Origin of the sequence: Yersinia vastinensis, assembly GCF_044905075.1 — a bacterium.
Classification (GTDB): domain Bacteria; phylum Pseudomonadota; class Gammaproteobacteria; order Enterobacterales; family Enterobacteriaceae; genus Yersinia; species Yersinia vastinensis.
Window position 1 is genome coordinate 4,649,278 of sequence record NZ_CP173260.1, and the last position, 25,347, is coordinate 4,674,624.

Consider the following 25,347-nt stretch of genomic DNA (forward strand, 5'->3'; position numbering starts at 1 on the left):
CAAGTTCACGGGTATGGCGCTTCGGGTTGAAACCCCACAATACCCTGTTGCGATAAAAAATCGGCTATCACATGTATCTCGGGGTGGTGTAAGAACTGATTGATTTGTTTTGCTCGTACCGCCCCTATTCCTGAAATCAACTGCCACTCTGCAATACTCCGTTGCTGTAAAGATTGCCACTGAGAATCCACGGGTATCCCCTGTGGAAACCCCAAAGCAAGCAACCACTGAATAAAGGGCTTCTGCTTTGCTCGCTGAAATTGTTGATACATTTTTTCTGCTCGTGCAGGGCCAACCCCCGGAACCGATGCAATCTGCTCTGTGCTCAGTGATAACCATCCGACCATATCACTGACCAATCCATGCTGGACAAGCTCACGCCAAAGCCCACGACTCACACCTCGCATATCCAGCCCCTTGGCACCACTAAGCCATGTTAGACGAGCGAGAAACTGTGGTTCACACTCAGGAGGCAATAAACGAAAGCAACTCAATTGATGGAAATCATTCACGACAGGTGGGTCAATCTCATGCCGTTGACTGACTCGCCAAACCACATTGTCCAGCCGAGGAATACCTTGCCCAGCTAATGCAATAGTCACTTGATCCCCAACAGTAATATTCCACTGTTGCCAACGGCTAACAGACCCAATATTTACTCGTCGAATCCATTTATCATCAATTTTCACAGGGGAAACCTGTAAAACCACCGTCATTTTACCCGTGCGGCCGACAGTAAAATGAACATTCTGGATTTCAGTAGTTTTCTGTGAAGGTGGGTATTTCCATGCCACTGACCAGTTTCCTGATGCTGCTTGCCAATAGCGACCAGCCGGTTCTTCCTCTTGGCGGATAACGATGCCATCGGTCACAAAAGGCAATGGTGTTTGATACCAGTGATCACGCCATTGAATGACATCCTGACTTGAAGCTACAGGTTTGCTGTATTGAACAACCAGAGGGAAGCCCATAGCTTTCAATAGCGTGGTTTTCTCTACCATATTTTTTGGCCCATCCGGCCAGGCCCAAATATAAATACCCAGCTTATCTAGCAAAGATGATGAAGATTTACGCATCAGAGCACCGGCAACCGATGCCCTGGCATTGACCCCGCCGGATTGGGCTTGCTGATGACTCTCCATTAGTAGAAATAGCTCTCCTTGCAGAGTCAACAATGGGGGAGCTATGGCGATATATTGTGGGATGGCAGGAATAAATGGCGCTTTATCAGTCCAGTTCTGACCTCGCAGGCCATTCCCTCGACTCAGAAGTTGCGTCAGTTTTCCAAAGCGGTACTCCAACGTAACAGCAACACCGTCAACCTTGGGTTGAACCCAGAGGTTTTTTCTCTCAGACATCCAGTCAACGAGAGCAGCCTCATTTTTAAGTTTTTTTAATCCAGTATGAGCAACAGGATGAGGAAACGAACCATTACCCGGAATTAATATGTTATTCGCCTTATCTGGTCGCCCACGACACGTTTGCCACTGATGCAATTTATCTCGCAATTGATCGTAAATATCGTCATCCAGCAAACTAACCCCTTGCTGGTGATAAGCCACGTCCCACTTATTTAGCTGTTGTTCCAATAGATTAATTTCACGCAATATTCTGCTTTGCGGCCATTGAGGACAGACAGCTTCAGCCCTAACCTCCCAATGTATAAACGCCATCATTAACAGAATAAGTATTTTCAAATTTTGTACATTCATCCACACCTCCTCCTTGGCTACGGCAGTAAAACCCGAAATATTCTGTTCGTCGAAGGTGAAAAGATTTAAATGCGTGCACTGCTCAACAATACTTTTACGCTTGCTGTAACTTACTAAAATTACGCAACACTCCCCGCAAAAACATAAAATCGAACTGTTTATAGACAAAACATTCAGGTGAAATGCGTTGTAACGCTGCATGACGCGTAGCAGCCGTGTATACTGTGCGGAGATTCACACTTCTGCTTTCTATAAATCAACCTAATCAACTGAAACGTCATCATGGTTCAAGGCACGCTATATATAGTTTCCGCACCCAGTGGGGCCGGGAAATCAAGCCTGATTCAGGCTTTGTTGAAAACACAACCTTTGTACGACACGCAGGTTTCTATTTCTCATACCACACGTGCTAAACGTCCAGGGGAGAATCACGGTGAGCATTACTTCTTTGTGTCTAAAGAAGAGTTTTGCCAGATGATTGATGACGATGCTTTTCTTGAGCATGCTAAAGTATTTGAAAATTACTACGGCACCTCACGTCTAGCCATTGAGCAGGTTCTCGCAACGGGCGTCGATGTGTTTTTAGATATCGACTGGCAAGGCGCGCAGCAAATTCGTGCAAAAATGCCAACCGCACGCAGTATTTTTATTTTGCCCCCATCCAAAGAAGAATTGGATCGCCGTTTACGTGGCCGTGGGCAAGATAGCGAAGAGGTTATTGCCAAGCGAATGGCGCAAGCTGTCGCGGAGATGACCCATTACGCAGAATATGATTATTTAATCGTGAATGATGATTTCAATCTGGCATTGTCTGATTTGAAAACCATTATTCGTGCAGAACGCCTGCGTTTAGGCCGCCAGAAACAGCGGCATGACGCTTTAATCAGCAAATTATTGGCAGACTGAACAGAGTTTCAGTATCATGCCCAGTCATTTCGTCACCTGTGGAGTAGCAGAATTATGGCACGCGTAACTGTTCAAGACGCTGTAGAGAAAATTGGTAACCGTTTTGACCTGGTGTTGGTCGCTGCTCGTCGGGCACGTCAAATCCAGTCCGGCGGCAAAGACGCACTGGTTCCAGAAGAAAACGATAAAGTTACTGTAATTGCGCTGCGTGAAATCGAAGAAGGTCTGATTACTAATCAGATTCTTGATGTTCGTGAACGCCAAGAACAGCAAGAGCAGGAAGCCGCAGAGATCCAAGCGGTTACCGCCATTGCTGAAGGTCGTCGTTAATTAGACAGCGAGTCTGCTTTGTACCTGTTTGAAAGCCTGAATCTGCTGATTCAACGTTACCTGCCAGAGGAGCAGATTAAGCGCCTCAAACAGGCATATCTTGTCGCACGTGATGCTCACGAGGGTCAGACACGTTCCAGTGGTGAGCCTTATATCACTCACCCGGTTGCTGTGGCCTGTATTCTCGCGGAGATGCGGCTCGATTACGAAACCTTAATGGCGGCACTGTTGCATGACGTCATCGAGGATACCCCTGCGACATATCAAGATATGGAGCAATTGTTTGGGAAAAGCGTAGCCGAGCTGGTCGAGGGTGTTTCTAAACTCGATAAACTGAATTTTCGTGACAAGAAAGAAGCTCAGGCGGAGAACTTCCGTAAAATGATCATGGCGATGGTGCAGGATATCCGCGTCATTTTGATCAAGCTGGCTGACCGCACACACAATATGCGAACTCTGGGCTCGTTACGCCCGGATAAGCGCCGTCGTATTGCCCGCGAAACCCTTGAAATCTATAGCCCCCTTGCCCACCGGCTAGGTATTCACCATTTAAAAACCGAGCTCGAAGAGCTGGGTTTTGAAGCGCTCTACCCCAATCGCTACCGTGTCATTAAAGAAGTGGTGAAAGCCGCACGCGGTAACCGCAAAGAGATGATTCAGAAAATCCTAGCGGAGATTGAAGGGCGTCTTACAGAGGCGGGTATCCCTTGTCGGGTCAGTGGTCGTGAAAAGCATCTCTATTCCATCTATTGCAAGATGAACCTGAAGGAGCAGCGTTTTCACTCCATCATGGATATCTATGCTTTTCGAGTTATCGTTAAAGAAGTCGATACTTGCTACCGTGTACTGGGTCAGGCTCACAGCCTGTATAAACCCCGTCCGGGCCGCGTAAAAGACTATATCGCCATCCCTAAGGCTAACGGCTATCAATCGTTGCATACCTCATTAATCGGCCCTCATGGGGTGCCGGTAGAGGTGCAAATCCGTACTGAAGATATGGATCAGATGGCCGAAATGGGGGTTGCTGCGCACTGGGCTTATAAAGAGCAAGGTGAATCCGGTACTACCGCACAAATCCGCGCCCAGCGCTGGATGCAAAGTTTGCTGGAACTTCAGCAAAGTGCGGGCAGCTCATTTGAATTTATTGAAAGTGTAAAATCTGATCTCTTCCCAGATGAGATTTATGTTTTCACCCCGGAAGGACGCATTGTTGAATTACCTGCTGGCGCAACGCCTGTCGACTTTGCTTATGCTGTGCATACCGATATCGGCCATGCTTGTGTAGGCGCTCGTGTTGACCGTCAGCCATACCCACTTTCTCAGTCACTGAGCAGCGGCCAAACTGTGGAGATCATTACCGCTCCGGGTGCGCGCCCAAATGCTGCTTGGCTGAATTTTGTCGTCAGTTCGAAAGCGCGCGCCAAAATTCGTCAATTACTGAAAAACCTTAAGCGTGATGAGTCGGTCAGCCTTGGCCGTCGGTTACTGAATCATGCCTTGGGGAATGGCCGAAAACTTTCTGATATTTCAGAAGAAAATATCAAGCGAGAGCTGGATCGCATGAAGCTGGCTACGCTGGATGATTTACTGGCAGAAATTGGTCTAGGCAATGCAATGAGTGTGGTCGTGGCTAAAAATCTGTTGGGTGACCCATCAACACTTGCAACCACCTCCTCCGGTACGCGTAATCTGGCAATCAAAGGGGCCGATGGCGTCCTGATTACCTTCGCCAAGTGCTGCCGTCCGATTCCAGGTGACCCAATTATCGCCCATATCAGTCCGGGTAAAGGTTTGGTTATCCATCACGAATCCTGCCGCAATATTCGTGGTTACCAAAAAGAACCAGAGAAGTTTATGGCGGTTGAATGGGATCAAGAGACTGAGCAAGAGTTTATTGCTGAAATTAAAGTCGATATGTTCAACCAGCAAGGTGCTCTGGCAAATCTCACTGCGGCAATTAATGCAGCGGAATCTAATATTCAGAGTCTGAATACTGAAGAGAAAGATGGCCGGGTATACAGCGCCTTCATTCGCCTGACTACTCGTGACCGAGTCCATCTGGCTAACATTATGCGTAAGATTCGTATCATGCCAGATGTGGTTAAAGTCAGCCGTAATCGTAATTAACGCCTATGAATCCTCAACGCTACGCGCGGATTTGTGAAATGCTTGCGACCAGACAGCCGGATCTGACGGTCTGTCTGGAGCAAGTGCATAAACCCCATAATGTATCCGCGATTATTCGTACTGCTGATGCCGTCGGAATTCATCAAGTACATGCCATTTGGCCAACAACTCAAATGTATACCCGGCTCTCTTCGGCTGCCGGCAGCAATAGCTGGGTTCAGGTTAAGACACATTCTCATATTGCCGATGCCATTGTTCATCTAAAATCGCAAGGCATGCAAATTCTAGCCACTCATCTTTCTGATAAAGCTGTTGATTTTCGTGAAATCGACTATACCCGCCCTACCTGTATTTTAATGGGGCAGGAAAAGACCGGCATATCTCAAGAAGCGCTGGCACTGGCTGATCAGGACATCATTATTCCGATGATCGGCATGGTTCAATCGCTAAATGTGTCGGTAGCCTCCGCGTTGATTTTGTATGAGGCACAGCGGCAACGGCAAAATGCAGGTATGTATCAGCGAACGCAGAGTGTTTTACCCGAAGATGAGCAGCAGCGACTCTTGTTTGAAGGTGGTTACCCCGTGTTGGCACAAGTTGCTAAACGCAAAGGGCTTCCCCGACCCCATATTGATGAGCAAGGTCAGGTCATTGCCGATGCGCAATGGTGGTCAGCCATGCAATCCACGGAGTCTTAAATGAAAGGCCGCCTACTGGATGCCGTACCCCTCAGTACACTTTCCGGTGTTGGCGCAAGTCAGGCTGCGAAACTGGCTAAAATGGGTCTGGAAACCATTCAAGACCTGTTGCTGCACCTGCCACTACGTTATGAAGACCGTACCCGCCTATACCGTATTGGTGATCTGATGCCCGGACTTTCAGTGACGGTCGAGGGTGAGGTTTTGCGTTCCGATATCAGCTTTGGTCGTCGAAGAATGATGACCTGCCAAATCTCCGACGGTACTGGCGTTCTTACCCTGCGTTTTTTCAACTTCAATGCTGCAATGAAAAACAGCTTGTCTCCGGGCAAGCATGTTATTGCCTATGGTGAAGCCAAGCGGGGTAATACGGGGCCGGAAATCATTCACCCTGAATATCGGGTGCATGGAGAGAATATTGGCGTCGAATTGCAGGAATCACTAACCCCCGTGTATCCCACAACGGAAGGGATTCGTCAGGCCACTTTGCGTAAACTGATCGATCAGGCACTAGCCATGCTGGATACCTGTGTTATTGCTGAGTTACTCCCCATTGAGCTGAGTCGCTCTCTGATCAGCCTACCAGAAGCTATTCATACCCTGCATCGTCCACCAGCCGATATTCAACTGCTTGATTTAGAGCAAGGCAAGCACCCTGCCCAACGGCGGCTGATTATGGAGGAGTTACTGGCCCATAATCTCAGTATGCTGGCGGTCAGAGCTGGTGCGCAAAGTTATCGAGCACTGCCCCTGTTAGCAGATGAGCAGCTAAAACAACGCTTCCTGTCAGCCCTACCGTTCACGCCAACCCGCGCCCAACAGAGGGTAGTGGCAGAAATCGAGCAAGATATGACACATAACTTCCCCATGATGCGGTTGATTCAAGGGGATGTGGGGTCAGGGAAGACGTTGGTTGCTGCACTGGCGGCTCTACGGGCAATTGCTCACGGCAAACAAGTGGCATTGATGGCACCTACCGAATTATTGGCGGAGCAACACGCGTCAACTTTTCGTCAATGGCTTGAACCATTAGGTCTAGAAGTTGGCTGGTTGGCTGGGAAACAAAAAGGTAAAGCACGGCTGGCACAACAAGAAGCTGTCGCCAGCGGTCAGGTTTCCATGGTTGTCGGCACTCACGCTATGTTTCAAGAACAAGTTCAGTTTTCCGGATTAGCGCTGGTAATTATTGATGAGCAACATCGTTTTGGTGTTCATCAGCGTCTCGCATTATGGGAAAAAGGTGAGGAGCAAGGCTTCCACCCACACCAATTGATTATGACGGCGACGCCCATTCCGCGAACGTTGGCTATGACGGCTTATGCAGACCTCGACACGTCAGTGATTGATGAACTCCCACCCGGCAGAACACCCGTCACGACAGTGGCCATTCCTGATACTCGCCGTAGTGATGTTATTCAGCGAGTTAAAAATGCGTGTTTGGAAGAGGGCCGACAAGCCTACTGGGTTTGCACCTTGATTGAAGAGTCTGAATTGTTAGAGGCACAAGCCGCCGAAGTGACTTGTGAAGAATTGAGAGTAGCCCTGCCAGAAATTAGGGTCGGTTTAGTTCATGGTCGGATGAAAGGGCCAGAAAAACAGGCTGTTATGCAGGCTTTTAAACAGGGTGAATTGCAGTTACTGGTTGCCACCACGGTGATTGAGGTTGGAGTTGACGTCCCCAATGCCAGCCTGATGATAATCGACAACCCAGAACGCTTAGGATTAGCGCAATTGCACCAATTACGAGGCCGTGTTGGGCGTGGAGCTGTTGCCTCACACTGTGTGTTGCTCTACAAAACGCCGCTGAGTAAAACTGCCCAGATGCGTTTACAAGTGTTACGTGACAGTAATGATGGCTTTGTTATTGCACAAAGAGATTTAGAAATTCGTGGCCCCGGCGAATTATTAGGGACACGCCAGACCGGCAGCGCCGAGTTTAAAGTGGCTGATTTACTGCGTGATCAGGCAATGATTCCCGAAGTGCAGCGGGTCGCTCGCCACCTGCATCAACAATATCCCGAACATGCACGGGCATTGATAGAGCGTTGGTTGCCGGAGCGAGTCCGTTATACCAATGCCTAACTATTTAATTAATGAGTCTAGGGCTGGTGAATAAACCAGCCCTTAGTGCCAATTACCCCACAACTGCAGGGAAGATTGGTAGCAACAGATAAAGCTTAATCACGATCACGTTAACAATATCAATAAAGAACGCGCCAACCATTGGTACCACCAAAAAAGCTAAATGTGACGGGCCAAAACGGTCAGTTATTGCCTGCATATTGGCAATAGCGGTGGGGGTTGCACCTAAACCAAAACCACAATGCCCTGCCGCCAACACAGCTGCATCATAGTTTTTACCCATCAGCCGATAAGTGACAAAAATAGCGTACAACGCCATTGCCAATGCCTGAACCGACAAGATAACGAGCATCGGCAGTGCCAACGAGGCCAACTCCCACAGTTTCAAGCTCATCAGTGCCATCGCCAGAAACAGTGACAAACTGACGTTACCTAATATTGATACCGCGCGATCAAAAACCTTATAAAAACCTATCGTTGACAATGTGTTGCTGAGGATAACCCCAACAAATAACACACAGACAAAGGTCGGCAATTCAAACATTGTGCCCTGCAACCCGCTGGCAATCACTTGGCCAACCATTAAGCAAATGGCAATCATGGCGATGGTTTCGACCAATACCAACGAGGTAATCATGCGCCCGGCAGAAGGTTTTTCAAACGCGGAAGGCACTTCGCTATCTTCCGGTGTGCCGTCTGGTGTGGAAGAGTGCTTGACCAGATAGCGGGCAACCGGGCCGCCAATTAATCCGCCCAGCACGAGACCAAAGGTCGCGCAGGCCATGGCAACTTCAGTTGCATTTTCAAAGCCATAACGCTCAACGAAAACTTTACTCCAGGCAGCCCCCGTGCCGTGCCCACCTGATAACGTAATTGAACCGGCCAATAACCCCATCAGTGGGTCTAACCCCATCAATTTTGCGAGCGCAATACCAATCGCGTTCTGCATCAAGAGTAAACCGACGACGACAAATACGAAGACGCCCAAGGCCTTTCCACCAGCACGTAAACTGGCCAGATTGGCATTTAGACCAATAGTTGCAAAGAATGCCAGCATCAAGGGATCTTTCAGCGACATATCAAAACTGATTTCCCAACCGAGGGTCTTTTGCATCAATAGCAGCATAAAAGCCACCAGCAACCCACCGGCAACCGGCTCAGGAATAGTGTACTTTTTGAGAAAAGGAACGGTTTTTACGAGCTTTCGGCCTAACAATAAAACCAGACAGGCCGCAACAAGCGTGCCATAGGTATCGAGATGAAACATCTTGGTACTCCATGCGATTAAAATATCGAATAAAAATATGACGTTAGACGGTTCCTTAATAAACGCCAAAATAGTAGAAGGGGATTAGAAAAAAAAACGCCACGAATTACAAGTTTTGTAATAGAAAAAAAGAGAATCTTGCCAGAGATAAATATTTAACAAAATACAGCGCAACCGATTGCTTTTGTGAAGCGGATCATTAAAATGCCCTCTTTGCCGATCCGGGAATGCCACTCCATGTCTACGCAATCCGCCGAACTTGATACGCCATCACAGGCAACAACTCGCCCTAGTGAACTTATTTATCGCTTAGAAGACCGCCCACCACTGGCCCAAACACTGTTTGCCGCCTGCCAGCACTTATTAGCCATGTTTGTCGCAGTGATAACTCCTGGCCTATTGATTTGTCAGGCATTGGGATTGCCAGCGGAAGATACCCAACGGATTATCAGTATGTCGCTGTTTGCATCCGGTCTGGCATCACTGTTACAAATTAAAACCTGGGGGCCAGTTGGCTCAGGTTTGTTATCGATTCAGGGCACGAGCTTTAACTTTGTTTCTCCACTGATCATGGGGGGACTGGCACTAAAAAATGGTGGGGCAGATATCCCAACTATGATGGCTGCGTTGTTCGGCACTTTAATGGTCGCATCCTGCACTGAAATCATCCTCTCCCGCTTCCTGCATCTGGCACGCCGAATTATCACGCCGTTGGTTTCCGGTATTGTAGTGATGATTATCGGTCTGTCATTAATTCAGGTTGGGCTAACATCTATTGGCGGTGGTTATGGTGCGATGAGCGACCATACCTTTGGTGCCCCGAAAAATCTGTTATTAGCCGGCGCAGTGTTGTTAGTCATTATTTTACTCAATCGCCAGCGCAATCCGTATCTGCGTGTAGCTTCTTTAGTTATCGCCATGGCGGTGGGGTATCTGTTGGCTTGGACGCTGGGCATGTTGCCGGAAAGTCGCCCAGTCGTCGACACCGCTCTGATTACTATCCCAACACCACTGTATTATGGTCTGTCTTTTGACTGGAACCTGCTGATCCCCCTGATGCTTATCTTCATGGTGACCTCACTTGAAACCATTGGAGACATTACGGCGACCTCCGATGTATCAGAGCAACCGGTACATGGCCCGCTGTATATGAAGCGCCTGAAAGGCGGTGTCTTGGCGAATGGCTTGAATTCCATGTTATCAGCCGTGTTCAACACCTTCCCTAACTCCTGTTTCGGTCAGAACAATGGCGTGATCCAGTTGACTGGGGTTGCCAGCCGTTATGTCGGTTTTGTTGTGGCACTGATGCTAATTGTTCTGGGTTTATTCCCAGCAGTGGCGGGATTTGTGCAACATATTCCTGAGCCTGTACTGGGCGGCGCAACTCTCGTGATGTTCGGCACCATTGCAGCCTCCGGCGTGCGTATCGTGTCACGTGAGACCCTTAATCGCCGCGCGATTATGATTATGGCGCTATCATTGGCAGTTGGCATGGGTGTGGCACAACAGCCATTGATTCTGCAATTTGCTCCTGACTGGGTCAAAACTTTACTTTCTTCTGGGATTGCGGCCGGTGGTATTACTGCCATTGTACTTAACCTCCTCTTCCCACAAGAAAAATAATCTTTTCGTTCACGCATCACTGAAATGGCCGGTCGTAAATGATACCGGCCATTTTTTTATGCTCCGATAACTGATTGTCTATTGAGCTAATGGACAATTTGCGGCATAAACAGGGTTCCGTATACCGACAGGCGTGGAAAAACCGGATGAAATTTCTCGGGAAAGTGCTGCTAACGTTATTATTGCTACTAGTGCTGTCTGTAGTGCTGTGTTACGTATTACTTCAGACCAGTTGGGCTGCTGGCTGGTTCAGCCGTTGGGTTAGTGATAACAGCGAATATCGCCTCTCTCTGGGGAAAATAGATCACTCATGGTCCCAACCTGGGCAAATCAGTTTTACTGATGTCACTTTGGGCCGCGCCAATCAGCCACCTTTCCTTGTTGCACAAAAGGCCCTCTTTGGTTTGAGTTGGCGGCAACTAACCGAACCTCGCCATCTTCTCAGCCTGACGTTGCAAAATGGCAACTTAACGCTGAATAACAGCACATCACCATTACCGTTGCAGGCTGATACTTTACAGCTGACTAATATGGCCCTGAATACCACAATTGAGCCAAAAAGCGCGACTGGCCAGTGGAAAGTTGTCGGCCAGCAAGTGAATGGTGGCCTTGTCCCTTGGCAACCTATGCCGGGTAATAGCTTAGGCGAAAATGCCCAATTTCAATTCAGTGCGGGTTCGTTGAACATTAATGGCATCACCGCCCAGCAACTTTATCTGCAAGGTTCAATACAGCAAAATGCACTTACGCTGAATAATTTTGGGGCCGATATTGCACAAGGGGAACTCACTGGCAATGCGAGCCAATCGGCTGACGGTAGTTGGTTAATCGATCGCTTGCGCTTGAGTAATATTCGCCTACAAACACCAGCCACCTTAGAGGATGTTTGGAATACGTTTTTAAAACTGCCACCAATCACATTAAAACGCTTCGATTTAATTGATGCGCGCGTTGAAGGGAAAAACTGGGCATTTAATGATTTAGATTTGATGCTAAAAAATATCACCTTCAAACAAGGTGACTGGCAAAGTGATGATGGGGAATTGTCCTTTAATGCCGGTGATATTATTAAAGGTAATGTTCATCTGATTGACCCGATTGCGACATTTACCTTATCACCCGCTGGCGTGAATATTAACCAATTTTCAACCCGCTGGCAGGATGGTCTATTAAGAACTCAGGGGAGTTGGGCGCGAGAGACCCATCGCCTACAACTGGATGAATTAACGCTGGTTGCGTTGGTTTATACCCTGCCTGCCGATTGGAAACAGCAATGGCAACAGACACTGCCTAATTGGCTGTCAGAGGTATACGTTGGTAAATTAAGTGCTAACCGTAACTTGTTAATTGATATTAGCCCTGACTTCCCGTTCCAGATTACGTCGCTGGATGCCGCAGGATCTAACTTACAATTGGCAAAAAATCATCAGTGGGGTATGTGGTCTGGTTCACTGATGTTGAATGCTGGAAATGCGACATTTAATAAAAATGATGTGCGCCGTCCATCACTTGCTTTGAGTGCCAATGAACAGCAAATTACATTTAGTGATTTAAGTGCTTTCACCAAAGAGGGGTTACTTGAGGCTAGTGGTGATATTGATCAAACACCAGCACGGAACTTATCTCTGGCGCTGACTGGCCGTTCCGTTGACCTTAATATTCTGCAAAACTGGGGCTGGCCAGCATTACCACTACAAGGGCTTGGTAATCTGAAATTACAGATAAAGGGTAATTTGGTCGCAGATACACCGTTGAAACCAACTGTTAGTGGCTCTCTAGAAGCCACAGATAGCCACGGGCAGCACGTTAATCAAACGATGCAACATGGTGAAGTACATAGCGTAGCGGGGCAATAAAGCGGCTTGCGGAGTCTCTTTTAGCTGACTTCTACGTGGTGTTGAGTAAAACCGCCGATTGCGTGAAAGAATATGCGTAATCGGCATAAAAATCCTACATTAGTGGAAAAGATCCTGAGTATTCAAAGAAACTCTGCGGAACGTAGTTATTGATTTTCTTTTCATAGCAATATTCTACTAGCTGCTTTTTACTGGTCACACCCGCTTTACTGTATATTTTTTGGGTAATGTTACAGACTGTTCGTGATGATAAATGGAGTTTTTTAGCGATCTCTTTACTTGAAAAGGTATGTAAAATATAAAACAACACCTCCCATTCTCTTTTAGTGAACAAATCAGATGGAGGGGTAAATATCAGTGATGTTGGTACTTTTATTTTATCTAAATGCGTTAAAATTGTATCTTCCACTGGTCGTACATGGAAAATGACCCCTTGAGAAATTCCATTTTTATCTATCAATGGGTATTTATCGCAGAACTTAGGTTGAAAATAGGAACGTCCATACCACTTATGAATTTCAGCAGAGGTTATTCGATCCTGTGATAATTCAACTTTACGGTCATGTGCCTGAAATTCAGTTTGAAACTCCGATATCAGAGTAGGAAGCTCGCCATCTAACTGCCCCTCTACACTATACTTATCAGGTAATCCCATTAATTTATTGTTCTCCTTATTTGAGTAAATAAATCTTGATTGGTTATCCCGTGCTCCCCATGGTTCAGAACTATTCTCCCAAAACCGTATTAATGTTTCGAGAGAGTTTAACAGTGTCTTATCCATTGATATTTCTCTCCTAAATTAAAATACGCCTTATCCTACATCAGTGGAAAAGATCCTGAGTATTCAAAGAAACTCTGCGGAACGTAGTTATTGATTTTCTTTTCATAGCAATATTCTACTAGCTGCTTTTTACTGGTCACACCCGCTTTACTGTATATTTTTTGGGTAATATTACAGACAGTACGTGATGACAAATGGAGTTTATTAGCAATTTCACTACTTGAAAATGAATGTAGAATATAAAAAAGTACTTCCCACTCTCTTTTTGAGAATGATTCTGATGGTGGGGTAAAGATAAGAGATGTTGGGACTTTTATTTTATTTAAATGAGTCAATATTATATCTTGTACTGGTCTGGCATGAAAAATAAGCCCTTGGGATAGGCCATTTTCATCTATCAATGGATATTTATCGCAGAAATAGGGCTGAAAATAAGTTCGTCGTTCAAAAGCGTGTATTTCAATTGTTGTTGCGCGTTCTTGCGATAAAATGGCTTGGCGGTCATGCTCTTGGAACTCAGCTTGAAACTCTGCTGTTGGTGCAGGAAGCTCCCCATCTAATCGTCCTTCAACATTAAATTTATCCGGCAAACCTAATAACTCACCGAACCTATCGTTTGCATAGATGAATACAGATTCATTGTTCTTTATTCCCCAAGCTTCTGAGCTACTTTCCCAGAATGGGATGAGCATTTTAAGCGAGTCTAACAGTGACTTTTCCATGTATTGTCCTCTTAATTTTAAATTTTCCTTACATAAGTGGGAAGGATCCTGAGTATTCAAAAAAACTTTGAGGTACATAATTATTGATTTTGTTTTCATAACAATAATCGACCATCTGCCGCTTACTCGAAACATCCGATTTTCTATAGATATTTTGGATGATATTACCCACGGTTCTTGGTGATAAATGGAGTTTTTTAGCAATCTCTGTACTTGAAAATGAATGCAAAATATAAAATAGTACTTCCCACTCTCTTTTTGAGAAAAGATCAGAAGGGGGGTAAAAATAAGTGATGTAGGGACTTTTATCTTATTTAAACGGGATAATATTGTATCTGTTACAGGTCTACCGTGAAAAATTATACCCTGTGACACGCCATTTTCATCTATGAGTGGGTATTTATCACAGAAGTAAGGTGTAAAATATGAGTTACCATCATATAGCTGTATATCAACAGATGTTACTCGATCTTGCAATAATTCGACCTTGCGATCATGTGCCTGAAATTCTTCTTGAAATTCGGCTGAGGGGGTTGGAATCTCACCATCTAATCGGCCTTCTAAACAATATTTATCAGGGACATTAAATAATTTATTAACTCTACGATTTGCATAAACAAACCGTGATTGATTATCCTTTACCCCCAATATTCTGAGCTGTTCTCCCAAAACCTTATTAGCATTTCAATTGACTTTAATAGCTTTTCTTTCATTATATATTCCTTCAATATTTAATTTTTTCTTATCCTTCTTATAATGGTGCATCCACTATAATCAATAAATCTGCTAGGCCATATTTCTTCGGGAGAAATGCCTATCGCTTTTGCAATAATCATTTCACCTTTGGGCCATGGGCGTGTCAGTGCATTAGAGAGCGTACCGGGTGATAATCCACTTTCTCTAGATAAAGCAGAGAGAGAGCCTTTCTTCTTGCGTATCGCAGCCAGAATTTCTTGTCTATGCCAGTCTTTATTCATTTTATTTACTCCTATATCTTATTAATAACAAGAAATATAATAATCATTAAAGCTGAATAATTAACATCGAGCCGGAATTAACAATGATTATTGTGCCATTAAATAACGATCATCGGCTATCGTCTAGTGTATTATTTACTCTATTTACGTAAGCACTATTGTTCGTACAGTTTTTGAAAATTTAATTGAAACTATCAATAACCAATTAAATAATTGTATGCTTATTACAAGAGGACTTAAGAAGTAAAACACCAAGTATTATTAACAAGTCATCAGTGATGATGGTGTACGGGAAGACTATAATAGCTATTATTATGCAAATAACACTGGCAATTATTCCGCGCTTTATAAAAAACATGAGTGAATATATTTCTTAAAGATTTCTTTTTTATTTGACTTAACACGTAAATAAACATTACGCGGATATTATATCTAGAGAATAATCCACATTTTGTTTAAAAATACAGTAACAGATGAAAATAAATACCCGCTCATCTGTTATCAATGAGCGAGTCAGTATAAAAATCAGTTAACTTCTTCATCTTCTTCACCGACGGGCAAGACCATGTAAGTTCCAGAAAATACAGAACCCGTGTCTTCATCGCCAAATAAATTTACATCTAGTTGCACAATAGCACGACGGCCACGCGCCAGCCTATCCAGACTTCCTCTTAGTGAACTCAGCTCAGCAACCGCTCTTGGCCGCCCAGTAATCGGCGCTTTATAGCGAATGTGGGCATCAGCAAGAATAATTGTGCCCCCCAAATGACGCTCACGCAGCAGTAACCAAATTAACCCCCAACCTGTTAACGTCGCCAATGAGAAAAGGCTACCTGCAAATAAGGTATGGTGAGGATTTTGATTACCAGCTTCAGGCATTGTCGTGACAAATCGCTGGCCAGTGTATTGGCTGATACGCACGCCCATTTTCTCACTGAGTGGGATATGGTCATACCACGCTTGTTGCAATTGACCACACCAATCGGGCCGATGCAGGATGTCATCCATCGTCACGACCGGTTTAATCATTAAAAAGTGGCGCACGGGTGTTGTCTGTGGAGCAGTTATCTCGCCCTGACTGACAAAACCCAACTTAGCAAAGAAATCAACGGCATCTTCACGCGCGCTACACACAACCCGCTTTACCCCTTCCTGGCGCGCGACTGATTCTAAGGTCATCGCGACCAACGTCCCTAAGCCTTTACCGCGAACAGCGGGATCGACCGCCAAAAAACGAATAGCAGCTTCATTATCAGCATTGATATACAAACGACCAATAGCAACAGGCTTACCCTGTTCATCTACGACCATTTGATGGTGGGCCATCGCGTCGTAGGCATCTTTTTCTGAACCAACAGGTTGGTGCAACGGCTTGCGTAACATTTCCCAACGGAATTGATAATAATCTTTGAGTTCTTGTTCTGTTATGGGCACACGCAAGTGATACATAGGAGCATTCTCTCTTTAAAATCATCAATAAAATCTATGTCATAACCCTCAATCTTGAGGCAATATTCGGCATCTAAACTTGCAGCCAGAAAGTTACTGGGCCATCGTTAACCAGACTGACTTTCATATCTGCTGCAAATTTCCCCGTTTCTGTTTTTACACCACGCTCACGGCACTGGGCAACAAAATACTGATAAAGCCGGTCAGCTTCTGCGGGAGCGGCCCCACGAGAAAAGCTTGGCCTCATCCCCTTTTGGGTATCAGCAACCAGTGTAAATTGTGAAACCACCAGCACACTTCCCCCCGCCTCTTGGACGTTGAGATTCATTTTGTCGTTCTCATCGCCAAAAATCCGATATCCAAGTACCCGCTCACATAAGCGCTGTGCTTTTTGCTCGGTATCCTCTCGTTCAACACCGAGTAATATCAACAACCCTGGGCCAATCTCACCAACAATCTTCCCATCAACCACGACATTGGCGCTGAGCGCCCGTTGAATCAACGCAATCATAATGCCTTACATCTCCTGACTCTGGCTTTCCTCGGTCTTAGGGGCTCGCCGCAGTGCTCGATACTCACTCAAGGTGACCGTAATTTCTGCCCCCAGTAACACAATGCACCAGCTCCAATAAACCCAGAGGAATAAAATGGGAATAACGGCCAATACCCCGTAAATCAGCTGGTAAGAGGGAAATAGCGTGATATACATCGTGAAACCTTTCTTCCCTAACTCAAAAAGCAAAGCGGCAACGAGTGCACCAATAACAGCATCACGGGCGGGGACCCTTACCGTTGGCACCACACTGTACAATAACCAAAACGAAACCCAGGAGATGAGCAACGGAAACAGCCGCAATACCTCATCAATCATGCTGTCTACCTGAGCGTTTGCCAGCCACTGTAATGACAGCAGATAGGAGCTGATGACCATGCTGGCCCCCACCAGAATTGGCCCCAGCGTGAGTACCATCCAATAAACCGCAAATGAAAATACCAGTGAACGCTGGGTTTTACTGCGCCAAATAATATTGAGCACACTATCTACGGAGTAAATCAGCAGGAGTGCCGTGACAATCAATCCGCAGGTGCCTACTACTGTCATCCGATTTGAGTTCGCGACAAACTGTTCCAGATAGTTTTGGATAATGTCGCCTGTAGCTGGCATAAAATTGGCAAATATAAAGGCTTTCAGTTTGATACTGATATCAGCAAACATCGGAAAAGCCGCAAACAGGGCAAAAATAACCGTTATCAGTGGCACCAGAGATAACAATGATACATAGGCTAAATGTCCAGCCAGCATTGTTAACCCGTCTTTATCAATCCGGGTATAAAGCATACGCACAAAGGTTATGCAGGGTTTAAACGGTGGTGATCGTAGAAAACTCGCCATGTTCGTCTCTCAGTCAACACGGTTAGGCACAATTTTGAGGCCAGCGTGATAAGGGTTAGCAACTTAAGGCTAACCCATTAATGATTAGAGTAAGAACTCATCAGGAAAAATAAGCTGGGATAACCTTTCGGTCAGTGACATGGATTGAGGTGATGCCCTCGATTCTGGCCGCAACAATATTTGCTTCAACATCATCAAAGAACACAGCCTGTTCTGCTGGAATATTTTCCGCACTCAGGACATGTTGATAGATTCTTGCTTCTGGTTTACGCATCCCCAAATCTTGCGATAGATACATATGGTCAGCTGCAGCGGCAACTTCAGGGTAGTGTTGAGGCCAGTGATTACAATGCAGACGGTTTGTATTGGATAACACTACGACCCGATGCCCCTCCTGACGTAGCCTTTGCATTATCGCGATCACTTCCGGGCGTAAAGCCACGAATACTGCCTGCCAACCTTCAGCAAACTGTTCAAAACTGAGCGATAGCCCCATCTCATCACTGAGTTGGAGGGCAAAGTCCTCATCGCTAATTTCACCACGCTCATGCTGCTGGAAAACTTCTCCCATCGTAAAACGCTCACTCAGTGTAGCCAAAGGCACACTGCTTAATTTACTCCAAACACCCAACACGCGTTTGAAGTCGATATCAACAATCACATTCCCTAGATCAAAGATATACAGCATGGCGCTCTCCCAATTAGATGGTGAGTTTCACTGTAACGGGAAAAAAGAAAACTGAACAGAGAGAGAAAGAAAAAGGAGGGGGTTAGCAGAAAAAATAATATTTTTGCCGGGATGACGAAACAGAAAGTATCCCCAAAGACATTGGAGTTGCAGCAAGGTAGCAAGTGATGGTGCCCCGATACGCTGACTCAAGTAAGTGATTCGGGTGACTGAACGCCGCTAGCACAGCAGCAACTTCAAGAACGAAGGGGATAGAGAACTCAGGGCGCCTTGAGCGCCCTAAGTATCAGCGGAACAAAGAAGAATTAACCTTCTTTAGGACCACGACCGGCACGCTTACGATCGTTTTCCGTTAGATGACGCTTACGGATACGGATCGATTGTGGGGTAACTTCTACCAATTCATCGTCATCGATGAATTCCAGCGCCTGTTCCAGAGTTTTCTTCAGGAAAGGAACCAGAGTGGTTGCTTCGTCAGTACCCGATGCACGCATGTTGGTCAGCTGCTTACCCGTCAAACAGTTTACAGTCAGGTCGTTAGAACGTGAGTGAATACCGATAATCTGGCCTTCATACACTTCTGTACCATGACCGATGAACAACTTGCCGCGGTCTTGCAGTTTGTACAATGCGAACGCAACCGCTTTACCCTGACCGTTAGAGATCAGTACGCCGTTCTGACGTTGGCCGATATCGCCTGGACGCACATCATCATAGTGACTGAATGTGGAGTACAACAGACCAGTACCAGAAGTCATGGTCATGAACTCAGTACGGAAGCCAATCAGGCCACGGCTTGGGATCATATAATCCAGACGAATACGACCTTTGCCGTCTGGAACCATGTCCTTCACGTCACCTTTACGCTCACCCATGGCTTGCATAACTGCGCCCTGGTGCTGCTCTTCGATATCCAGAGTTACGCTTTCAAATGGTTCTTGATTACGACCGTCGATAATACGGTTGATAACTTTAGGACGAGATACAGCCAGCTCGAAACCTTCACGGCGCATGTTTTCGATCAGAACCGACAGGTGAAGTTCACCACGGCCTGATACGCGGAATGCGTCAGCATCTTCAGTTTCTTCAACACGCAGTGCTACGTTATGAATCAGCTCTTTGTTCAGACGGTCAAGAATCTGACGTGAAGTCACATACTTACCTTCTTTACCACAGAACGGAGAGGTGTTAACGCAGAAATACATGGTCACGGTTGGTTCATCAACAGACAGTGCTGGCAATGCTTCAACAGCATTAACGTCACAGACAGTGTCAGAGATGTTCAACTCGCCCAGACCGGTGATAGCAACGATATCGCCCGCTTCAGCGACAGCAGCTTCGATACGCTCCAGGCCCATGTGGGTCAGAACCTTACCGACTTTACCGTTACGCGTTTTGCCTTCGCTATCAATGATAGTCACTTGCTGGTTTGGCTTAACTTTACCGCGTTTGATACGACCGATGCCGATAACACCAACATAGTTGTTGTAATCCAGCTGAGAAATTTGCATCTGGAACGGTGCTTCAAGCTCAACTTGTGGCGCAGACACATGGTCAACGATAGCTTGATACAGCGGAGTCATGTCTTCCGCCATATTGTTGTGGTCTTCGCCCGCAATACCCATTAATGCAGATGCATAAATGATAGGGAAGTCCAGTTGTTCATCAGTTGCATCTAAGTTTACGAACAGGTCGAATACCTGATCGACAACCCAGTCAGGACGTGCGCCCGGACGGTCAACTTTGTTGATTACCACGATAGGTTTCAGACCGTTAGCAAAGGCTTTCTTGGTCACGAAACGGGTCTGCGGCATTGGGCCATCCATTGCGTCGACGACCAGCAGCACAGAGTCAACCATAGACATTACGCGCTCAACCTCACCACCGAAATCGGCGTGTCCTGGGGTATCCACGATGTTGATGCGGTAGTCTTTCCAATTAATGGCGGTGTTTTTTGCGAGGATGGTTATCCCACGCTCTTTCTCCAAATCGTTGGAGTCCATTACACGTTCAGTTGCTTCAGTACGTTCACCGAAAGTACCAGATTGTTGTAGCAACTTATCAACCAGGGTAGTTTTCCCATGGTCAACGTGCGCAATAATGGCGATGTTACGCAGATTCTCGATCACAGCTTTTTTGCCTCAGGCATTTAGAAATAGCGCGCTATTGTACACGTATTAAGCGAGGGACTAAACAAGATCACAAACTTCTCTTATAAACAACCTAACGGCGGTTAGTTTGTGATCCCTTTCACGGTGCAAAAATAGCCTCTCGGCCCCTCTTTGCACCAATACGGTGCCCAACGGCGCAAATGAAGCACCAAAATAGTGCAATATAACTATCCTGGTGCATACTGAATATCAGCAGACCCCTATGATATGGCATAAACGGGGGATTTGGAAAGTTGGCATAGATTTCGCAATGTATTTTAGCATGAATCGCCAGTACGAATAACCGTACGAAATAAAAAGTCACAAGTTTACTGTTTTGAGTGATGCATCCTTGCAGGTAAAAGGTTTTTTTGAAGTTACAGGCTATTGAAACAAAAAGTTTTTACCGGCAAAAATGCCAGAACACCATAAACCTTAGCAATACACGGTAATCGTTCCACGACGACGACTATGACAAATCCGGGAGATATAAGTATGTCCGCTGAACATGTTTTGACGATGCTGAATGAGCACGAAGTGAAATTTGTTGATTTGCGCTTCACCGATACTAAAGGGAAAGAACAGCACATCACTATCCCTGCTCATCAGGTCAACGCTGACTTCTTCGAAGAAGGCAAAATGTTTGATGGCTCCTCGATTGGTGGCTGGAAAGGCATTAATGAATCCGACATGGTACTGATGCCAGACGCCAGCACCGCTGTTATGGATCCGTTCTTCGAAGATTCCACACTGATTATCCGTTGTGACATCCTTGAGCCAGGCACCATGCAAGGTTATGACCGCGACCCACGTTCTATCTCCAAACGTGCAGAAGACTTCCTGAAATCTTCTGGTATCGCCGATACCGTGCTGTTCGGGCCAGAACCAGAATTCTTCCTGTTCGATGACGTTCGTTTTGGTAGCAGCATCCGCGGTTCCCACGTCGCTATCGATGATATCGAAGGTGCATGGAACTCCAGCACCAAATACGAAGGCGGCAACAAAGGCCACCGTCCAGCAGTAAAAGGCGGCTACTTCCCGGTTCCTCCGGTCGATTCTTCACAGGATTTGCGTTCTACCATGTGTTTAACCATGGAAGAAATGGGTCTGGTTGTTGAAGCTCATCACCATGAAGTTGCTACTGCTGGCCAGAACGAAGTAGCAACCCGCTTCAATACCATGACCAAGAAAGCGGACGAAATTCAGATTTACAAATATGTCGTGCACAACGTAGCCCATGCATTTGGTAAAACGGCGACCTTTATGCCAAAACCAATGTTTGGTGACAACGGCTCAGGCATGCACTGCCATATGTCCTTGTCCAAAAATGGCACCAACCTGTTCGCTGGTGACAAATATGCTGGCCTGTCTGAAATGGCGCTGTTCTACATCGGCGGCATCATCAAACATGCAAAAGCCATTAACGCCTTGGCTAACCCAACGACTAACTCCTACAAGCGTTTGGTCCCAGGCTACGAAGCACCGGTCATGTTGGCTTACTCAGCACGTAACCGTTCAGCTTCAATCCGTATCCCTGTGGTTGCTAGCCCGAAAGCCCGCCGTATTGAAGCGCGCTTCCCGGATCCAGCGGCTAACCCGTACCTGTGCTTCGCAGCACTGCTGATGGCTGGCCTTGATGGCGTCATCAACAAAATTCACCCTGGTGATGCGATGGACAAAAACCTGTATGACCTGCCACCGGAAGAAGAAGCTGAAATTCCAAAAGTTGCAGGTTCTCTGGACGAAGCTCTGGCTGCACTGAGTGAAGACCGCGAGTTCTTGACCCGTGGTGGCGTGTTCACTGACGACGCAATTGATGCTTACATCGAACTGCGTAAAGAAGAGATGGACCGCATACGTATGACTCCGCACCCAGTTGAGTTTGAACTGTATTACAGCGTTTAGTTTTAGTTAGTCGTTTTTTTTGTTGCCGTGGAAACTTTTAGCCCATCTCACGATGGGCTTTTTTCTCCACCTTTCATTTTCGTCACATTCCTCTGGCTCAGTTGCGACTGAATCAATAGGATGTACCCACCGATGGGTATAAATGCACTAAGAGTGTGCAGGAGTCTGCATGATGGCAACAGGCACGCTGCCCGATGCTGGGCAGATCCTTAATTCTCTCATTAATAGCATTCTGCTATTGGATGACTCTCTGGCTATTCATTATGCCAATCCCGCTGCCCAGCAACTTCTGGCACAAAGTTCTCGTAAACTTTTTGGTACACCGCTTCCCGAATTATTAGGCTACTTTTCCCTGAATATTGCCCTTATGAGGGAAAGCCTAGAGTCAGGACAAGGTTTTACGGATAACGAAGTAACATTAGTCGTTGATGGTCGAGCACATATTTTATCGCTAACTGCACAGTCATTGCCGGACGGCTTTATATTGCTGGAAATGGCACCGATGGATAATCAGCGCCGGTTAAGTCAGGAACAATTGCAGCATGCACAACAAGTTGCCGCTCGTGATTTAGTGCGTGGATTAGCGCATGAGATTAAGAACCCGTTGGGCGGTTTACGCGGTGCGGCACAATTATTGTCAAAAGCGCTACCCGATCCAGCCCTGCTGGAATATACCAAAGTGATCATCGAGCAAGCTGACCGCTTACGTAATTTGGTTGACCGTTTATTAGGCCCTCAGCGGCCCGGTCAGCATGTTACACAAAGCATCCATCAGGTTGCTGAACGGGTTTGCCAGCTAGTTTCATTGGAAAAACCGGATAACGTGACATTAATCCGCGACTATGATCCAAGCTTACCTGAATTGGCTCATGACCCAGATCAGATTGAACAAGTGCTGCTAAATATCACCCGCAATGCCTTACAAGCCTTGGGTGAGGCCGGTGGCACTATCACACTTCGTACCCGTACGGCATTTCAGATAACACTGCATGGTATGCGCTACCGTTTAGCTGCCCGAATTGATATTGAAGACGATGGCCCAGGCGTACCGACGCAATTACAAGATACCGTGTTCTATCCAATGGTCAGTGGTCGCGAGGGTGGCACCGGACTTGGCTTATCTATTGCCCGTAATCTTATCGACCAGCATTCGGGTAAAATTGAATTTAACAGTTGGCCGGGACATACCGAATTCTCGGTTTACCTACCTATTCGCCAGTGAGGTTTCTATGCAACGAGGGATAGTCTGGATCGTCGATGACGATAGCTCCATCCGCTGGGTGCTTGAGCGCGCACTGACTGGAGCGGGTCTAAACTGTGCGACATTCGATACAGGCAATCAGGTATTGGATGCTTTGGCAACGCAAACCCCAGATGTGTTGTTATCAGATATCCGTATGCCTGGCATGGACGGATTAGCACTGCTGAAACAAATTAAGCAGCGCCACCCCATGCTTCCGGTCATCATAATGACAGCACATTCTGATTTAGACGCTGCAGTGAGCGCCTATCAGCAAGGGGCATTTGATTATCTGCCTAAACCTTTTGATATCGACGAGGCCGTCGCACTCGTTGAGCGAGCAATCAGTCATTATCAGGAGCAGCAACAACCCGCCCGTACCCAACCCGCCAGTGGCCCGACTGCTGATATTATTGGTGAAGCCCCAGCGATGCAGGATGTTTTCCGCATCATTGGTCGCTTGTCGCGCTCCTCTATCAGCGTGTTGATCAATGGTGAATCAGGTACCGGTAAAGAGTTAGTGGCCCATGCATTACACCGCCATAGTCCGCGCGCCAAGGCACCGTTCATCGCATTGAACATGGCGGCGATTCCGAAAGATTTAATCGAGTCGGAGCTGTTTGGCCACGAAAAAGGGGCTTTCACCGGCGCGAATCAAGTGCGCCAAGGCCGCTTTGAGCAAGCCGATGGTGGCACACTGTTTTTAGATGAAATCGGCGATATGCCGCTGGATGTGCAGACCCGCCTATTACGCGTGCTGGCTGACGGCCAATTTTATCGGGTTGGGGGATATGCCCCTGTCAAAGTGGACGTGCGCATCATTGCGGCTACTCACCAGAATCTGGAATTGCGTGTTCAAGAAGGCAAATTCCGTGAGGATTTATTCCATCGCCTGAATGTGATTCGGGTTCATTTGCCACCACTGCGTGAGCGCCGCGAGGATATTCCGCGTCTGGCTCGTTATTTCTTGCAAGTGGCCGCGAAAGAGCTAGGGGTAGAAGCCAAAAATCTGCACCCTGAAACGGAAGTCGCGCTGACTCGCCTACCTTGGCAGGGTAACGTGCGACAACTCGAAAATACCTGTCGCTGGCTGACTGTCATGGCTGCCGGGCAGGAAGTGCTGATTCAGGATTTACCGACTGAGCTGTTTGAAACCAGTACACCAGATGCTTCTGGTCAACGGATGCCAGATAACTGGGCAACGCTGCTAGCGCAATGGGCTGATCGTGCACTGCGTTCTGGCCATCAGGATTTGTTGTCCGAAGCGCAACCCGAAATGGAACGAACGCTGTTAACCACGGCATTACGCCACACTCAAGGCCACAAGCAGGAAGCTGCTCGGCTGTTAGGTTGGGGTCGCAATACATTAACGCGTAAGCTGAAAGAATTGGGAATGGAGTAGTTAAGAATAGAGCCGTTCTGACGTTAAGTGCCCCTCAGT

20 protein-coding genes and 1 pseudogene are annotated in these 25,347 nt (G+C 46.6%); 10 read left to right on the forward strand and 11 right to left on the reverse strand.

Going from position 1 to position 25,347, the window contains the following annotated elements; all coding sequences use genetic code 11:
- Nucleotides 1-5: 5 nt before the first annotated feature.
- Nucleotides 6-1,712, reverse strand: a complete 1,707-nt coding sequence (ligB, locus tag ACIOG0_RS21540) for an NAD-dependent DNA ligase LigB (RefSeq protein WP_128451821.1) — start codon at nt 1,710-1,712, stop codon at nt 6-8.
- 282 nt (nt 1,713-1,994) lie between these two features.
- Between ligB and gmk the strand changes: the two genes are divergently transcribed.
- From gmk to recG, 5 genes are read left to right on the forward strand one after another with little or no spacing between them, the layout of a single operon-like run.
- On the forward strand, nt 1,995-2,618 hold the full coding sequence (gene gmk, locus ACIOG0_RS21545) for a guanylate kinase (RefSeq protein WP_050101114.1): 624 nt from the start codon (nt 1,995-1,997) through the stop codon (nt 2,616-2,618).
- A gap of 54 nt (nt 2,619-2,672) precedes the next feature.
- Nucleotides 2,673-2,948 carry a DNA-directed RNA polymerase subunit omega gene (gene rpoZ / locus ACIOG0_RS21550; RefSeq protein ID WP_004392061.1) on the forward strand — a complete coding sequence of 92 codons (276 nt, stop codon included), beginning with the start codon at nt 2,673-2,675 and terminating at the stop codon, nt 2,946-2,948.
- Between the two features lie 18 nt (nt 2,949-2,966).
- Nucleotides 2,967-5,075: a bifunctional GTP diphosphokinase/guanosine-3',5'-bis pyrophosphate 3'-pyrophosphohydrolase gene (gene spoT, locus ACIOG0_RS21555; protein WP_050101115.1), complete on the forward strand. Its 2,109-nt coding sequence runs from the start codon at nt 2,967-2,969 to the stop codon at nt 5,073-5,075.
- A 5-nt stretch (nt 5,076-5,080) separates the two neighbouring features.
- On the forward strand, nt 5,081-5,773 hold the full coding sequence (gene trmH, locus ACIOG0_RS21560) for a tRNA (guanosine(18)-2'-O)-methyltransferase TrmH (protein ID WP_050101116.1): 693 nt from the start codon (nt 5,081-5,083) through the stop codon (nt 5,771-5,773).
- A complete protein-coding gene (recG, locus tag ACIOG0_RS21565; RefSeq protein ID WP_050101117.1) occupies nt 5,774-7,855 on the forward strand; it encodes an ATP-dependent DNA helicase RecG in 2,082 nt (693 codons plus the stop codon).
- Nucleotides 7,856-7,907: 52 nt separating this feature from the next.
- Here the strand turns inward: recG and gltS are convergent, their stop codons facing one another.
- A complete protein-coding gene (gene gltS / locus ACIOG0_RS21570; RefSeq protein WP_050101118.1) occupies nt 7,908-9,122 on the reverse strand; it encodes a sodium/glutamate symporter in 1,215 nt (404 codons plus the stop codon).
- Nucleotides 9,123-9,359: 237 nt separating this feature from the next.
- On the opposite strand from gltS, the gene ACIOG0_RS21575 reads away from it, so the two are divergent.
- The gene (locus ACIOG0_RS21575; RefSeq protein ID WP_050101119.1) at nt 9,360-10,745 is read left to right on the forward strand and encodes an NCS2 family protein; all 1,386 of its coding nucleotides are present in this window, start codon (nt 9,360-9,362) and stop codon (nt 10,743-10,745) included.
- A 146-nt stretch (nt 10,746-10,891) separates the two neighbouring features.
- A complete protein-coding gene (locus ACIOG0_RS21580) occupies nt 10,892-12,601 on the forward strand; it encodes an AsmA family protein (protein WP_145581961.1) in 1,710 nt (569 codons plus the stop codon).
- Between the two features lie 94 nt (nt 12,602-12,695).
- On the opposite strand, the gene ACIOG0_RS21585 is transcribed toward ACIOG0_RS21580, so the two are convergent.
- The 9 genes and pseudogenes from ACIOG0_RS21585 to typA form a co-directional block, all read right to left on the reverse strand.
- Nucleotides 12,696-13,382 (reverse strand): PAS and helix-turn-helix domain-containing protein, encoded by a 687-nt coding sequence (locus ACIOG0_RS21585; RefSeq protein WP_128451817.1) that lies wholly within the window; start codon nt 13,380-13,382, stop codon nt 12,696-12,698.
- A gap of 35 nt (nt 13,383-13,417) precedes the next feature.
- Nucleotides 13,418-14,104, reverse strand: coding sequence for a helix-turn-helix transcriptional regulator (locus ACIOG0_RS21590; protein WP_050101122.1), 687 nt, complete (start codon nt 14,102-14,104; stop codon nt 13,418-13,420).
- Nucleotides 14,105-14,132: 28 nt separating this feature from the next.
- Nucleotides 14,133-14,817, reverse strand: a pseudogene (locus ACIOG0_RS21595) (helix-turn-helix transcriptional regulator).
- 18 nt (nt 14,818-14,835) lie between these two features.
- Nucleotides 14,836-15,081: a helix-turn-helix transcriptional regulator gene (locus ACIOG0_RS21600; protein ID WP_050101124.1), complete on the reverse strand. Its 246-nt coding sequence runs from the start codon at nt 15,079-15,081 to the stop codon at nt 14,836-14,838.
- A gap of 525 nt (nt 15,082-15,606) precedes the next feature.
- Complete coding sequence (gene fabY, locus ACIOG0_RS21605) at nt 15,607-16,530, reverse strand: fatty acid biosynthesis protein FabY (protein ID WP_050101125.1); 924 nt, start codon at nt 16,528-16,530, stop codon at nt 15,607-15,609.
- 73 nt (nt 16,531-16,603) lie between these two features.
- Entirely contained in the window at nt 16,604-17,041 is a 438-nt protein-coding gene (gene dtd / locus ACIOG0_RS21610; RefSeq protein WP_128451816.1) for a D-aminoacyl-tRNA deacylase, read from the reverse strand.
- Between the two features lie 6 nt (nt 17,042-17,047).
- Nucleotides 17,048-17,923 (reverse strand): virulence factor BrkB family protein, encoded by an 876-nt coding sequence (locus ACIOG0_RS21615; RefSeq protein WP_050101127.1) that lies wholly within the window; start codon nt 17,921-17,923, stop codon nt 17,048-17,050.
- A 100-nt stretch (nt 17,924-18,023) separates the two neighbouring features.
- A complete protein-coding gene (gene yihX, locus ACIOG0_RS21620) occupies nt 18,024-18,611 on the reverse strand; it encodes a glucose-1-phosphatase (RefSeq protein WP_050101128.1) in 588 nt (195 codons plus the stop codon).
- Nucleotides 18,612-18,916: 305 nt separating this feature from the next.
- Entirely contained in the window at nt 18,917-20,740 is a 1,824-nt protein-coding gene (gene typA, locus ACIOG0_RS21625) for a ribosome-dependent GTPase TypA (RefSeq protein ID WP_050101129.1), read from the reverse strand.
- Between the two features lie 516 nt (nt 20,741-21,256).
- Between typA and glnA the strand changes: the two genes are divergently transcribed.
- From glnA to glnG, 3 genes are all read left to right on the forward strand, one after another.
- Complete coding sequence (gene glnA / locus ACIOG0_RS21630; protein ID WP_050101130.1) at nt 21,257-22,666, forward strand: glutamate--ammonia ligase; 1,410 nt, start codon at nt 21,257-21,259, stop codon at nt 22,664-22,666.
- A 172-nt stretch (nt 22,667-22,838) separates the two neighbouring features.
- The gene (glnL, locus tag ACIOG0_RS21635; protein ID WP_050101143.1) at nt 22,839-23,888 is read left to right on the forward strand and encodes a nitrogen regulation protein NR(II); all 1,050 of its coding nucleotides are present in this window, start codon (nt 22,839-22,841) and stop codon (nt 23,886-23,888) included.
- Nucleotides 23,889-23,895: 7 nt separating this feature from the next.
- On the forward strand, nt 23,896-25,308 hold the full coding sequence (gene glnG / locus ACIOG0_RS21640; protein WP_050101131.1) for a nitrogen regulation protein NR(I): 1,413 nt from the start codon (nt 23,896-23,898) through the stop codon (nt 25,306-25,308).
- Nucleotides 25,309-25,347 lie beyond the last annotated feature (39 nt).

What these genes read in the sequence shown, in the direction of transcription:
- ligB (WP_128451821.1), bottom strand. Translation starts at nt 1,712, where the DNA reads ATGAATGTACAAAATTTGAAAATACTTATTCTGTTAATGATGGCGTTT.
- gmk (WP_050101114.1), top strand. Translation starts at nt 1,995, where the DNA reads ATGGTTCAAGGCACGCTATATATAGTTTCCGCACCCAGTGGGGCCGGG.
- rpoZ (WP_004392061.1), top strand. Translation starts at nt 2,673, where the DNA reads ATGGCACGCGTAACTGTTCAAGACGCTGTAGAGAAAATTGGTAACCGT.
- trmH (WP_050101116.1), top strand. Translation starts at nt 5,081, where the DNA reads ATGAATCCTCAACGCTACGCGCGGATTTGTGAAATGCTTGCGACCAGA.
- recG (WP_050101117.1), top strand. Translation starts at nt 5,774, where the DNA reads ATGAAAGGCCGCCTACTGGATGCCGTACCCCTCAGTACACTTTCCGGT.
- gltS (WP_050101118.1), bottom strand. Translation starts at nt 9,122, where the DNA reads ATGTTTCATCTCGATACCTATGGCACGCTTGTTGCGGCCTGTCTGGTT.
- ACIOG0_RS21575 (WP_050101119.1), top strand. Translation starts at nt 9,360, where the DNA reads ATGTCTACGCAATCCGCCGAACTTGATACGCCATCACAGGCAACAACT.
- ACIOG0_RS21580 (WP_145581961.1), top strand. Translation starts at nt 10,892, where the DNA reads ATGAAATTTCTCGGGAAAGTGCTGCTAACGTTATTATTGCTACTAGTG.
- ACIOG0_RS21585 (WP_128451817.1), bottom strand. Translation starts at nt 13,382, where the DNA reads ATGGATAAGACACTGTTAAACTCTCTCGAAACATTAATACGGTTTTGG.
- ACIOG0_RS21590 (WP_050101122.1), bottom strand. Translation starts at nt 14,104, where the DNA reads ATGGAAAAGTCACTGTTAGACTCGCTTAAAATGCTCATCCCATTCTGG.
- ACIOG0_RS21600 (WP_050101124.1), bottom strand. Translation starts at nt 15,081, where the DNA reads ATGAATAAAGACTGGCATAGACAAGAAATTCTGGCTGCGATACGCAAG.
- fabY (WP_050101125.1), bottom strand. Translation starts at nt 16,530, where the DNA reads ATGTATCACTTGCGTGTGCCCATAACAGAACAAGAACTCAAAGATTAT.
- dtd (WP_128451816.1), bottom strand. Translation starts at nt 17,041, where the DNA reads ATGATTGCGTTGATTCAACGGGCGCTCAGCGCCAATGTCGTGGTTGAT.
- ACIOG0_RS21615 (WP_050101127.1), bottom strand. Translation starts at nt 17,923, where the DNA reads ATGGCGAGTTTTCTACGATCACCACCGTTTAAACCCTGCATAACCTTT.
- yihX (WP_050101128.1), bottom strand. Translation starts at nt 18,611, where the DNA reads ATGCTGTATATCTTTGATCTAGGGAATGTGATTGTTGATATCGACTTC.
- glnA (WP_050101130.1), top strand. Translation starts at nt 21,257, where the DNA reads ATGTCCGCTGAACATGTTTTGACGATGCTGAATGAGCACGAAGTGAAA.
- glnL (WP_050101143.1), top strand. Translation starts at nt 22,839, where the DNA reads ATGGCAACAGGCACGCTGCCCGATGCTGGGCAGATCCTTAATTCTCTC.
- glnG (WP_050101131.1), top strand. Translation starts at nt 23,896, where the DNA reads ATGCAACGAGGGATAGTCTGGATCGTCGATGACGATAGCTCCATCCGC.